Source organism: Thiothrix unzii (assembly GCF_017901175.1).
Classification (GTDB): Bacteria; Pseudomonadota; Gammaproteobacteria; order Thiotrichales; family Thiotrichaceae; genus Thiothrix; species Thiothrix unzii.
This window is the reverse complement of sequence record NZ_CP072793.1, coordinates 3,362,627-3,375,959: the sequence shown is the minus strand read 5'-3', so window position 1 is coordinate 3,375,959 and position 13,333 is coordinate 3,362,627. Positions and strand designations below refer to the sequence as shown.

Genomic DNA, 13,333 nt, shown 5'->3' with positions numbered 1-13,333 from the left:
TGTCCACTGGCAAATGATCAAGACTTGCCAGTGTAGCAGAAATTAAAACGACCAACTCGCAAGGTAACGCCGCCCGACCCAACCGCGTTTACCCTGATAATCCACCGGACACCAGCTCGCCGAACATTCGCCTGTGCCTTGCAATCCCGTTTCCAGCGGCGGAATCGTGCCTACAACAGCGGCACTGGTACTCGGCGTTTTACGGATATTTAAACGGTCAGTGTAACCTTGGGTGGAGTAATAGCGATTGCCGTCCGATTCTGTGAGGTGCTGGCAACTTGCCCAACCTACCGAGGTAGCGTATTGCACTTTGCACCAACTGCCGCTGCGGTCGCCCTTGTTTTGTACTCGTACCGCATTGAACGGAATTCGTGCCACTATCCGCCCACGACTGGAGGCAATGTGACGTAAGGCGAGACTGTCTGTCCCTGCTACACGGGTCACTGCGTAAAAATCAGGGCCATCGGCGGTGGCATAAGCGGTATTCACCGCGCCGAATGCCAGTATTGCAGTCAACGACAGGGTTAAAAAATAGGGTTTCATGATGCGCTCCTTGCGTGAGGGTTATTACTGCTTAGGGTAGCATCAATGCGCTAAAGTTCCTGTTTAGTAAAGACAAATAGCCAGCAACCCGCGCTCACGGGTAGAATGCGCCCACTTGTTAGTTAAAACGGAACCCGTTATCTCATGGATATTGCCATTTTATTTGGCCTGATTTTATTAAATGGCTTCTTTGCCATGTCTGAAATTGCCCTCGTCGCAGCACGTAAAGCCCGCCTACAAAACCTCGCACAACAAGGTGATAGTTCCGCTGCTACCGCATTGCGTCTTGGCGAAGACCCCACTTATTTCATGTCGGCGGTGCAAATCGGCATTACCTCCATCGGCGTATTAAACGGGATTGTGGGTGAAGCCGCTTTAAGCCCGCCGTTTAGCACTTGGTTACAAAGCTGGGGCTTAACTGCCGAGATTGCTAATCCTTTAGCTACCGTGTTGGTCGTCGTCAGCATTACCTATTTTTCCATCGTATTAGGCGAACTCGTGCCTAAGCGCATGGGGCAACTCAACCCCGAAGGCATTGCGCGTTTTGTGGCTCGCCCGATGTTATGGCTGGCGATTATTGCGAAACCGTTTGTGATGCTGCTGTCTGGTTCTACGCACTTATTGTTACGCATCCTCGGTATTAAAGATGACGGCGGCGCGGGCGTAACCGAAGAAGACATTCACATGCTGTTGAGCGAAGGCTCAGACGCGGGCGTTATTGAAGAGCAAGAACACCAAATGGTACGCAATGTATTCCGCTTGGATGATCGCCAGATTGCCTCGTTTATGGTTCCGCGTAACGACGTGGTATTTCTGGATGCAGATAAATCGCTGGAAGAAAACCTCAGCCAAGTGGAAGCCCACCGTTATTCACGCTTCCCCGTGGTACGCGGCAATTGGGAAGAAGTGCTGGGCATTGTCAGTACCAGTCAATTGCTTAATCAAATGTTGCGCGGCGCATCACCGAGTTTAACGGAACACCTCAACCCTGCGGTGTTTGTACCTGAGTCCCTCACCGGCATGGAGTTGCTGGAAAACTTCAAAGATTCCGGCGGGCAGATGGTGTTTATTATCGACGAATACGGTGAAATTCAAGGCATTGTCACCCTGCACGACATGATGGAAGCGATTACCGGCGAGTTCAAACCGCAACACCAAGACGATGCTTGGGCGGTACAGCGCGAGGATGGCAGTTGGTTAATGGATGGCCTGATTCCCATTCCTGAACTCAAAGACCGCTTAGGATTGCGTAGTGTCCCCGAAGAAGACAAAGGCCGTTACCACACCTTAAGCGGGATGTTAATGCTGCAACTGGGGCGTTTACCGCAAACCACCGACCACTGCGATTGGGAAGGCTGGCGGTTGGAAGTCATCGACATGGACGGCACGCGCATTGACAAGGTGCTTGCCAGTGCGCTTGAACCCATCGCGGATGCTTAACGACACGCTTGGTATTGACCGTTAGGCCAACACGGGGCAGCGATGGCTTCGCCCAAATTCGCTGCCAGCAAGCGTTCGCGCACCTCTAATAAGCGGCTGACCAAGCCTTCTTCAACCGCTGCATAAGCTGCTGAATCCACTTGGCGTTTCACCACAATCCCCAGCAATTCGGTAATCGCATTACCCACCGAGTTCTGGGAAATGGTGACAATTAACCGCCCCTGATCATCGCGGAATAGAATCTGTTTGTAAGCCGGTCGCCAGCGGATTTCATTGGCAAACTGCGGGTCTTGAATCACCCGTTCGCGCAAATCCCGCGCTACCCGCAAAAACCGCGAGTTACCCAGCAATACATCGTCAATCTGGTGCGGGAAATTCGCATTATCCGGCACGCGCTCTTCGCCTGTTGCCACCAACGAGAAAAAGGTGCGGTAAAAGTCCAAGAAACCACGCAATACTTGCTCGTATTCGTACCAGAAATAACGATCCGATAATTTATCGCGCCCGCCTTTTACTTCCCAACACGGCAAACCTTGCGGATAACCCGTCAAGCTTAACGCCGCATCTTCCGCTGGCAACAGACTTAGCATCTGTAAATCCAACACTTCCAAAAACTTACGGTAAACTTCGCTCAGTTGCCGCAAGAACAAGGTGTTATGCCCGCTATCGGTTAAATTCGGGTTATTAGGATCAGCCTCTTTCGCATCGCGCAACTGCGCCATGGGAAATACCATAAAGTGATTGTGAATCATGCGGATACTGGGCACACCCGGCTTATTCAAAGGCCAAGTGGAATCCAAACTCGCTTCCCCACACAACACCAAATGCTCCGCCGGGTCGGGGTACTTTTCAAACATATAATCACAAATAATTTGCGTCATCTGCGACCATACTTTCTTTTCCTGACGCTTCATTTGATCACGCCGCACCGGACGACCTAACGGGTCAAGAATCCGCCTCGACGTATCCAGAATAATCGAAGTATCAAACTCAACGCTGTGCCCCACTAACTTACGGTACATCAATAAATCATCAGGGGTGCGGAACAAACCGTTTTCTTCCGCCAGATTTTTCAAATTCGCCGGACTATTGAAAAACTCAACTTGCGTCATGCCTTGCGGCACATTCAAGCTCATTTGCGGGCAGGGTGTAGCAATTTCACGAGGTGCTGTTTTCATACGAAACTTTATAGTGATAGTTGGAGGAATTCCCTCTTAGCCCCTCTCCCGCTTAGCGGGAGAGGGGTTGGGGTGAGGGAATAGGCTGAATCAAGCCAATAACGGCACAATCATCAAAGCAACAATATTAATGATCTTAATCAGCGGGTTAACTGCCGGGCCTGCGGTATCCTTGTACGGGTCGCCTACGGTATCGCCCGTCACTGCCGCTTTGTGCGCCTCAGAACCCTTACCACCGAAATTACCTTCTTCGATGTATTTCTTGGCGTTATCCCACGCACCGCCACCTGTGGTCATGGAAATCGCCACGAAAATACCGGTGACAATCGCCCCCACCAACACGCCGCCCAATGCCTGCGCACCCAAAGTCAAACCCACAACCACCGGAATGACTACCGGCAACAACGATGGAATAATCATCTCTTTAATCGCTGCTTTAGTCAGCATATCCACGCACGTACCGTATTCTGGTTTCGCCGTGCCTTCCATAATGCCGGGAATGTCGCGGAACTGACGACGCACTTCCACCACTACCGAACCAGCGGCACGTCCGACCGCTTCCATCCCCATTGCCGCGAACAGATACGGAACCATCCCGCCGATAAACAGGCCGATAATGACCATGTGGTTAGAAAGATCAAACGTCATGGCGTTACCCAGCGCGTGGGTATAATCCGCAAACAACACCAATGCTGCCAAGCCCGCCGAACCAATCGCGTAACCTTTAGTAACCGCTTTCGTTGTATTGCCCACCGCATCCAGCGCGTCAGTAATGGTGCGAATTTCTTCTGGCAAACCCGCCATTTCCGCAATCCCACCCGCATTATCGGTAATCGGCCCGTAAGCATCCAATGCCACAATAATCCCCGCCATTGACAGCATCGAAGTCGCCGCAATCGCAATACCGTACAAACCTGCCAGTTCATACGCACCCCAAATCGCTGCACACACTGCCAATACCGGCGCGGCGGTAGAGCGCATCGAAACACCCAAGCCCGCAATCACGTTCGTGCCGTGTCCTGTGGTCGAAGCCTGCGCAATGTGGCGCACTGGCGCGTATTCCGTCGCGGTGTAATATTCAGTAATCCACACCATTGCCGCCGTTAACACCAACCCAATCACTGCCGAACCATACAGCGCATTTACCGAATACATCCCATTACCTTCCATCATAATCTGGGTAATCGGGTAAAACAGCACCAACGATGCCCCTGCCGCTACTGCCAAACCGCGATACAAAGCATTCATGATTTTGCCGCCCGCGTAAGCTTTCACAAACATCGTGCCTAAAATCGAAGCCAAGATGGAAAATCCACCCAACACCAACGGGTAAATAATCGCGTTTTCCGAGCCGTTCATGAGCAAACCGCCCAACAACATTGTCGCAATAATCGTTACCGCGTAAGTTTCAAATAAATCGGCTGCCATGCCTGCGCAGTCGCCGACGTTATCGCCAACGTTATCAGCAATAACTGCCGGATTACGTGGATCATCTTCGGGAATACCCGCTTCCACTTTACCCACCAAATCCGCGCCGACATCCGCGCCCTTGGTAAAAATGCCACCACCTAAACGCGCAAAAATAGAAATTAACGAGCCACCGAAAGCCAAACCTACCAAAGCGTGGGTAGCTTCACGAGCAGGCATTCCCATCGCAATTAACAGCGCGTAATACCCAGCCACGCCCAGCAACGCCAAACCCACCACCAGCAACCCGGTGATTGCACCACCTTTAAACGCCACATCTAACGCAGCATTCAAACCGTGTTTCGCAGCTTCAGCGGTGCGCACATTGGCGCGTACCGACACATTCATGCCGATGTAACCCGTCGCACCGGACAACACCGCCCCTAATAAAAAGCCGATGGCGGTTGCCCAACCTAAAGTAATAAAAATAAGCGCGAACAATAAGATACCGACGACTGCAATCGTGGTGTATTGACGATTAAGATAAGCCTGCGCACCCTCTTGCACAGCCTGAGCAATGTTGCGCATTGTCTCGCTGCCTTCGGGTTTGGCAAGCACCCAGCGGATCGTGATGAGTCCATAAACCAGTGCGGCTACTGCGCACAAGATTGCAATAGCAAGTCCTGTTGACATCGGAACACCTCCAAAGATTGATAGTAATTATGAAGTAACGGTCGACACGCCAAACTGTGGTGAAATGGCGGAAAAAGGTCACGTCCACTCAAACATAGTCGATGAATCGCTGTCAAGTGAGTTTTTCCTGTAAAATCATTGGGTAAGCATCAGAAAAGTAGAATATTATGAATAGTTGATATTTATCACATTTCTGGATCTTGATTAAAATTATTTATTTGCAAATTAAAAAATATACATACGCTCGTGGTAGTATGGCATGGCATAGAACGCGGTAAATATAGTATTCTCTGCGATCAATACGCGCAGTGCCCGCTTGTCATTTGTACACATGACAAATAAATCAGGTACTAACACAAGGATTCCCAAATACTGTCTTTGACGGAGGAGCCTCAATGACGGATGTCGTTGCAACCAACCAGACCATTATCGTCGTCGGCGGCGGTATCAGTGGCATGACCACTGCACTCGAAGCAGCCGAAACGGGTAAGCAGGTCATTTTGCTAGAAAAACGCCCTTACTTAGGGGGACGTGTTTCCCAGCTTTACAAATACTTCCCTAAAATGTGTCACCCGACCTGCGGTCAAGAAATCAATCAACGCCGCATCAAGATGAACAAAAATCTCACGGTGATTACCCAAGCGGAAGTGTCCAACATCAGCGGAGACAAAGGTGATTACACGGTTTCCGTGACCATTACCCCGCGTTACGTCAACAGCAATTGCACCGCTTGCGGCGACTGCGCCAAGGCTGCCACGACTGAATTTGACGACGAATTCAACTACAACCTCGGCAAGCGCAAGAGCGTTTACCTGCCTAACGCGATGGCATTCCCGCAGCAATACGTGATTGACCAGCGCATCATTGGCACTGCCGAAGCCGACGCTGCCAAAGCGGCCTGCAAATACGGCGCAATCGAGCTGGATCAGCAAGTCGAAACCCTCGACCTGAAAGCCGGTGCGGTGGTATTTGCGACAGGCTGGAAACCTTACGACGCGAACAAGATTCAGGCTTACGGCTACGACCGTTTTGCTAACGTCATTACCAACGTCGAATTTGAACGCTTGATGGATCCACACGGCCCCACCAACGGCAAATTGCTGCGCCCATCCGACGGCAAAGAAGCGAAAAACATCGCCTTTATCCAGTGCGCGGGTTCGCGGGATAAAAACCATCTGGCACATTGCTCACGCATTTGCTGCATGGCTTCCCTCAAGCAAACCAACTACGTGCAGGAAAAGTTTGGTGACGACGGCAAATCCACGATTTACTACATCGACATGCGGGCGATTGACCGTTTTGACGATTTCTACCAAAACGTGCAGAACAACCCGAACGTCAGCTTCATCAAGTCTAAAGTTGCGAAAATCGACGAAGACAAAGCGACCGGCAACCCTGTCCTACACGGCGTGAACACCGAAGGCTACCACCGTTACGCCAACCAACACGATCTGGTGGTATTGGCAACGGGCATGGAACCGAGTGTGGATTTCAAAGGTTTCCCGATCAAGATTCTGGTCAACGATGAAGGCTTCATCGAACATGACGACAGCAACGGCGGCATTTTTGCGGCTGGGGTTGCCTCCGACGCGCTGGACGTAAACCGCGCAGTGCAACACGCCACGGCTGCGGCCTTGCGTGCGGTGCAAGTCGTCAATCAGGTAGCAGGAGCATAAGATGAAAATTGGTGGTTATCTGTGTACGGGTTGCGGTATTGGCGACCGTCTTGACACTAAATCCCTCGAATCAGTAGCCGTGCGCGAAGGTCGGATTGGCTTCTGCAAGACCCACGACTTCCTGTGCAGTCAGGCAGGCGTGGATATGATCAAAGCCGACATGGCGGCGGAAGGCGACGACAAAGTAACCAAAGCGGTCATTATGGCGTGTTCGCGCCGTGCCAAAACCGAAAGTTTCAACTTCGGGGCAGTACCAACCGCGCGCGTCAACTTGCGTGAAGGTGTCATCTGGATTCGTCCCGAAGGCAGCGAACACGACGAAACCACGCAGGAAATGGCAGCCGACTACATCCGCATGGGTTGCGCCGAAGTCAAGGCGATGCAACAAGCCGATGCCAGTGGTGAACAAGGCAAAAACAACCACATTATGGTGGTCGGCGGCGGCATTACCGGCATGACGGCGGCACTCGAAGCCTCCAAAGCCGGTTACTACGCCAGCATTATCGAAAAGTCCGACCGTTTGGGTGGTGTCATGGGGCAACTCAAGCAACGCCAGCCAGAACATTCCCCGTTCCAAAACCCGCAAGATACCGGCGTTGCAGCCTTGATCGCAGCGGTGGAAGCGGATGACAAAATCACCGTTTACCTGAATTCCAGCATCGCGAAAACAGCGGGTGCACCGGGTCGTTTCGAGGTGGATATTGCCTCTACCGTAGGCGCTGGCACGCACGCTGAGTTTGGCGCGATTGTGCAAGCCACTGGTTTCACCCCTTACGATGCCAATAACCTGCCGGAATTCAGCTACGGCAAATCGCCGAACGTGGTGACTCAACTGGAATTGGAAGCACTGGCTCGCGCCGCAGGCGATGGCCCGATCAAACGTGCTGACGGTAAAGTGGTCGAAAACGTGGTATTCGTGCAATGCGCGGGTCAACGCAGTACCAAAGAAGGGCATTTGTCCTACTGTTCGGGTCATTGCTGCGCCACCAGCATCAAGCAGGCGATGTATTTCAAAGACAGTAACCCTGACATTGAAACCACCGTCTTGTTTGACGACATCCGTACACCGGGTGCAGGCGGCGAAAACTTCTACCGCAGTGCGCAAGATAAATTCGTGACATTCCGTAAAGGCAAAGTTTCCACGGTTGACGTTAAGGGCAATGAGCTGCAAGTCAATTTCAAAGACTTGATCCTTGACGAAGACGCGCAGATGGGTGCTGATCTGGTGGTATTGGCGACGGGGATGTTACCCAACTCCGGTACTGACATCGACACCATGAAGGACAAGGACGAAAGCGGCGAAGTCAAAGTCTCCGTCCAATCCATCCTTAACCTGAACTATCGCCAAGGCCCAGATATGCCGCAATTGGTGAATGGTTTCACCGATTCGCATTTCATCTGCTTCCCGTATGAAACCCGCCGCACGGGTATCTACAGCGCAGGCCCGGTACGCCGCCCGATGGATGCCGCGCAAGCGCAAACCGACGCGATGGGCGCGGTGATGAAAGCGATTCAAGCGATTGAAAACTCCGCGATTGGTCGCGCTGCACACCCCCGTTCCGGCGATTTGAGCTTCCCGTCATTCCGTAAAGAAGGCTGCACCCAGTGCAAACGCTGCACCGTGGAATGCCCATTCGGCGCGATTGACGAAGACGAAAAAGGCTACCCGAAATACAACGAAGCGCGTTGCCGCCGTTGCGGGACGTGCATGGGTGCTTGCCCGGTACAGGTTATTTCCTTCAAGAACTATTCCATCGAAACCGTCGGGGCGCAATTGAAAGCTGTCGACGTGCCAGATGAGTTCCAAGAAAAGCCACGTATTCTGGTACTGGCCTGCGAAAACGATGCTTACCCTGCCCTCGACATGGCAGCGATGAAACGTAACGAATCCAGCGCGTTTATCCGCGTGATTCCGGTGCGTTGCCTCGGCTCTACCAACACCATCTGGATCAAGGATGCATTGGGTAGCGGTTACGACGGCGTGGTCATGATGGGCTGCAAAAAAGGCGCAGATTATCAGTGCCATTTTGTCAAAGGCTCGGAAATGGCGCATGTTAGGATGGCGAAAATTGGCGACACCCTGTCTACCATGAACCTCGAATCCGATCGCGTCGCGGTGCATGAAGTCGCCATTACCGACATCGACCGCGCACCCAAACTGCTGGATGAGATGGTTGAAGTGATTAACCGTGTCGGCCTCAGCCCGTTCAAGTTCTAAGGAGGATGCTGGAATGACTACTGCTGTCAATCAAGCGATGGTTGAAAAATACAAAGGCAACTTCCTCAAAGAAGTGACGGATAACGTCGAGGAAGGCAACTGGGTCAAAATGTGTATGCAATGTGGCGTATGTTCCGGTTCGTGCCCGCTAGGGCCGCACTGGGATCACCCGCCGCAAGAGCTGTTCATGATGATCCGCGCCAACAAGCGTGAGGAAGTGCTGTCATCCACCTCGATGTGGATGTGTACCTCGTGCTACAACTGTGTGGCACGTTGCCCGCGTGGTCTGCCGATTACGCACATCATGCACGGCTTGGCGCACTACGGTAAGCGCATGGGCATGAAACCCAAGAACCAGCCGACCGAAAAATTCGGGCAAATGTTCTGGGATAACCTGATCAAGAAAGGCCGTGTCAACGAGCTAAAACTGGGTCTGGGCTTGTACTTCAAAGACGGTTTCGCGGAAGGCGTGAAAGTGTCGATGGGCAAGCAAAAGCTAGGGTTAAACATGATGAAAGCCAAGCGTATGTCACCGATGGAAATGCTCGGTGGGCATGGCGTTAAGGATCTTTCTGGCTTCCACGCCATGCTGAAAAAAGCCGAAGAGCTGGAAGCAGCACGTGTCGGCGCAAACACTGACGCGAAATGAGGAGGATGAGGTAACAATGGCAAAGCATGAATATTCTTACTACCCCGGCTGTTCTTCCCAGAAGGGAGCATCGTCTTCCAACTTGGAAAAGTCGGTGGAAACCCTGTGCGAAGAGCTGGACATCAAGCTGAATCCAATCCCGGATTGGAACTGCTGTGGCGCATCCATCGGCTACGCGGGCGGTGGCGAACTGCCGCGCATGACGCTTTCCGCACGTAACTTGGCCTTGTCCGAAAAGCATCACCCGGATCAGGACGTGGTAGCCACTTGCGCCGCTTGCTGGCTCAACACCCGCGAAGTGCAGGAACGTCTGAACCACAACCCGACCCTAAAAGCGGAAACCAATATTGCGCTGCAATCGGTGAAGCTGGAATACAAGGGTAACAAGAAAGTCCGCCACATGGTGGAAGTGCTGATCGAAGACATCGGCTACGACGTACTGGGTTCCAAGGTTAAAAAGCCGTTGGAAGGTCTGAAAATCGCCGGTTACGTCGGTTGCCAAACCAACCGCCCATTCGGGATTGCCGGTGAATCGTTCGAGAACCCGATGTATCTGGATAAGATGGTCGAAACCCTCGGCGCTGAAGCCCTCACCAAGTACGACAAAAAAGTCGCTTGCTGTAGCGGTGCACTGATGTTCTCCGAACCCGAAAAAGGCCAGGCATTGGTCAAGGACATCATCGAATCCGCTTACGACAGCGGTGCGAACATGATCGTCACCCCTTGCCCACTGTGCCAAGCCAACGTTGAAATCTACCAAGATGACATCAATGCGCGTTACAAGACCAATTTCGACATGCCGGTCATGTACTACAGCCAGTTGATGGATGTGGCATTTGGGCGTTCGGCACTGGATGCCGCGTTGAATGGCAATATCATCCAATCCAAGAAATTGCGTGAAATTGCCGACAAATAAGCGATAACTAACCGTTTATCGCACGTTTAGGGAAAAGGGGGCATAATGCCCCTTTTTTCTTGCCAAGGAATTGATTGATAAATATGAAAACAACCACATTATTAGCATTGGCTGTGGCACTCTCCGGCAGCGTTTTTATGGCAGCATGTTCGGACAAAACTGCCACGACGAGTACCACTGGCACTTCTTCCCCACAAGTAACGGATATTAAAATGGTCGATTTAGTTAAAACGGATGTAAAAGTAGGCGACGGCGCAGAAGCTACCGCTGGCAAGATGGTTTCTGTGCATTACACGGGCTGGTTGTATGACGAAGCCGCTGCCGACAAGCACGGCAAGAAATTTGACAGTTCGCGCGACCGTGGGCAGCCCTTCCAATTCCCACTGGCTGGTGGTCAAGTGATCAAAGGCTGGGATGAAGGCGTACAAGGCATGAAAATCGGCGGGCAACGCACCCTGATTATCCCTGCGGAAATGGGCTACGGTGCGCGTGGCGCGGGTGGCGTAATTCCACCGAACGCCACGCTGGTATTTGACGTTGAATTGCTCGGCGTAAATTAATCCGCAAAACGGATTTCGCGAATATCCCAGCTCTGGTCATTCGCACTCAGCACCAAACAGGATGGCCCGCCATGATTGCGGGTCAGCCCTGCTGCACCGGGATTTACCACCCACGGCAACGCACTTTTATCTTGCACCATCTTATGGGTATGTCCGTAAACAATCACGCGAGCATCAGGGTGTTGCGCACGTAAAGAATCGTGGCAAGGGGTGTGATGCCCGTGTTCGTGACCATGCTCAATGCAAATCTTACCGCCCGGCAATTCCAATTCACTAATGGATGGCAGCGGAAAATCAATCATGCAACGTGGTTCGTTGTTACCCGCTACCGCAATCACCATTGCACTTTTGGGTTGCATTGCTGCGAGTACATTTTCCCCGCAAATATCCCCTGCATGAATGGCGTAATCACACTCACGGATGATTTCGATAATGCGCGGGTCAAGATGTCCGTGCGTATCGGAAATAATAGCGACAGAAACAGTCATTATTTTTACCCTAAAACTCTTAATTTGGTTGTGATTGTCGCAAAAGCAAAAACCCGGCACAAGGCCGGGTTTTTGGAATGCTTGGTTAAGCCGAGGGCTTATTACCAGCGACCGCCGCCGCCACCACCGCTACGACCACCGCCAAAACCACCGCCACCGCTGCGATTGTTATCGCGTGGTGCTTGTGGTTTCGCTTCGTTAACTTTCATACCGCGACCGCCCATATCAGCACCATTCAGGCCGTCGATAGCTTTTTGAGCTTCGCTGCTGCTGGACATTTCTACGAATGCAAAGCCTTTGTTTTGCCCGGTATCACGGTCAGTGATAACGCTAACAGATGTCACTTCGCCGTATGCAGAGAATTTTTCTTGCAAACCTTGTTGAGTGACGGAATAAGGCAAATTGCCAACGTAAAGTTTAGTAGCCATGAGAACCTCCTTAAGGTTTTCGTAAACCGTTCAAGAGGATGTAGACAGGATGCCCGCAGACTCGAAAGAAACGATGTAAAATGAAGTGCTCAGTATACAGGTTTTCCGGCGGGTAGATAGCCCGCCAGTCGGATAAAACCGAAATAACCTGAAAATTCGTGTGACTTGCTTAGTTTTTACTAAACCGCGCCGGGTTCTAAGCCACTGTTCAATGCGGCTTGGCGTTCTTCTTCGGCGCGTTTCAAATGCAAATCCACGGCAGCCTTATGGCGTAACTCAATAATATCCTTACGCTCTTCCCAACGTTTTTCGAGAACATTTTCGTGCGTCGGAATGGTTTGCTCATCAAACAACACTTGGCGCAGCAAGCGGAATGCAAATTTCTGCAAAACCACGTCATCTTGGAAAGCAGTACGCTCGTCATCACTTATCATGTAAGCCTTGGCAAACGCGGGGCTTTCCACAAAGCGACGGAAGCGGTCAATGTCGAAACTTGCCATGAAATACAACTGGAAACTCAGTGGATCAGGCTTGCCAATCGCAGGGCCCGCTGATTTCTTTTTCAGCATCAACTGCATCCATTCGCGATTGATTTCGTCGTATTCCGGCACGCCTTGTGCGGCACGGTAATCGCGCACGGTCATCACCTTGTCAGTATTCCAACCTTGGCAATGCTCTTCCTTGTTGCGAAAATAATATTGCACATCTTGGTAAGTATCTGCTGCACGGTGTGATAACAGCCCCAGCCCGTAATAACGACAAGCGGCAGGGCGATCTTCATATACGCTGCAACCTTCTTCACGCACGAACAAACAGGTTTTGTTGTCGTCGGTACGCAATTTGATGCCGGGAGTGCCGTGACCATCTGTCTCAAACGGCACGGTATGCTTGTCGAGGAATTCGCTGGAAGTCATGCCCAAGCGTTTTTTCAGGCGCAGGATGTCATACGGTGCGAGGGTTACATCCGCAGCCTTACAGCAAATATTGAAACAGGAAACACCAGGGTGGCAGTTAAACTGGATAGTGGTGTCATCCGTCAGCAGTTCAGGAATGAGGGAGCTTTGGAATTCCTCAGGAATGTCGAGTTTTTCAGCCATGATCTTTAGTTACCGGGGTATGTACTGTATGAAACGATCA

General features: G+C 51.7%; 12 protein-coding genes. 6 read left to right on the top strand and 6 right to left on the bottom strand.

Annotation, left to right across the window (positions count from 1 at the left end; genetic code table 11):
* Positions 1-42: 42 nt before the first annotated feature.
* Complete coding sequence (locus J9260_RS16810) at positions 43-543, bottom strand: SH3 domain-containing protein (protein ID WP_210218859.1); 501 nt, start codon at positions 541-543, stop codon at positions 43-45.
* 144 nt (positions 544-687) lie between these two features.
* Between J9260_RS16810 and J9260_RS16805 the strand changes: the two genes are divergently transcribed.
* Positions 688-1,983, top strand: a complete 1,296-nt coding sequence (locus J9260_RS16805; protein WP_210218858.1) for a hemolysin family protein — start codon at positions 688-690, stop codon at positions 1,981-1,983.
* Here J9260_RS16805 and J9260_RS16800 read toward each other — a convergent pair.
* Positions 1,980-3,161 (bottom strand): hypothetical protein, encoded by a 1,182-nt coding sequence (locus tag J9260_RS16800; RefSeq protein WP_210218857.1) that lies wholly within the window; start codon positions 3,159-3,161, stop codon positions 1,980-1,982. The genes J9260_RS16805 and J9260_RS16800 overlap by 4 nt on opposite strands.
* Positions 3,162-3,251: 90 nt before the next feature.
* A complete protein-coding gene (locus J9260_RS16795) occupies positions 3,252-5,261 on the bottom strand; it encodes a sodium-translocating pyrophosphatase (protein ID WP_210218856.1) in 2,010 nt (669 codons plus the stop codon).
* Between the two features lie 395 nt (positions 5,262-5,656).
* On the opposite strand from J9260_RS16795, the gene J9260_RS16790 reads away from it, so the two are divergent.
* The 5 genes from J9260_RS16790 (at position 5,657) to J9260_RS16770 (ending at position 11,280) form a co-directional block, all read left to right on the top strand.
* Positions 5,657-6,937, top strand: a complete 1,281-nt coding sequence (locus J9260_RS16790) for a CoB--CoM heterodisulfide reductase iron-sulfur subunit A family protein (protein ID WP_210218855.1) — start codon at positions 5,657-5,659, stop codon at positions 6,935-6,937.
* A 1-nt stretch (position 6,938) separates the two neighbouring features.
* Positions 6,939-9,155: a hydrogenase iron-sulfur subunit gene (locus J9260_RS16785; protein WP_210218854.1), complete on the top strand. Its 2,217-nt coding sequence runs from the start codon at positions 6,939-6,941 to the stop codon at positions 9,153-9,155.
* A gap of 13 nt (positions 9,156-9,168) precedes the next feature.
* On the top strand, positions 9,169-9,804 hold the full coding sequence (locus tag J9260_RS16780; RefSeq protein WP_202715589.1) for a 4Fe-4S dicluster domain-containing protein: 636 nt from the start codon (positions 9,169-9,171) through the stop codon (positions 9,802-9,804).
* A 16-nt stretch (positions 9,805-9,820) separates the two neighbouring features.
* Positions 9,821-10,720, top strand: coding sequence for a CoB--CoM heterodisulfide reductase iron-sulfur subunit B family protein (locus J9260_RS16775; protein WP_093064866.1), 900 nt, complete (start codon positions 9,821-9,823; stop codon positions 10,718-10,720).
* A gap of 83 nt (positions 10,721-10,803) precedes the next feature.
* A complete protein-coding gene (locus J9260_RS16770; RefSeq protein ID WP_246499502.1) occupies positions 10,804-11,280 on the top strand; it encodes an FKBP-type peptidyl-prolyl cis-trans isomerase in 477 nt (158 codons plus the stop codon).
* On the opposite strand, the gene J9260_RS16765 is transcribed toward J9260_RS16770, so the two are convergent.
* The 3 genes from J9260_RS16765 to J9260_RS16755 form a co-directional block, all read right to left on the bottom strand.
* Positions 11,277-11,768 (bottom strand): metallophosphoesterase family protein, encoded by a 492-nt coding sequence (locus tag J9260_RS16765; RefSeq protein WP_246499501.1) that lies wholly within the window; start codon positions 11,766-11,768, stop codon positions 11,277-11,279. The genes J9260_RS16770 and J9260_RS16765 overlap by 4 nt on opposite strands.
* A gap of 101 nt (positions 11,769-11,869) precedes the next feature.
* Complete coding sequence (locus J9260_RS16760) at positions 11,870-12,196, bottom strand: RNA-binding regulator (protein ID WP_210218853.1); 327 nt, start codon at positions 12,194-12,196, stop codon at positions 11,870-11,872.
* 179 nt (positions 12,197-12,375) lie between these two features.
* Complete coding sequence (locus J9260_RS16755; RefSeq protein WP_210218852.1) at positions 12,376-13,293, bottom strand: YkgJ family cysteine cluster protein; 918 nt, start codon at positions 13,291-13,293, stop codon at positions 12,376-12,378.
* Positions 13,294-13,333: the final 40 nt, after the last annotated feature.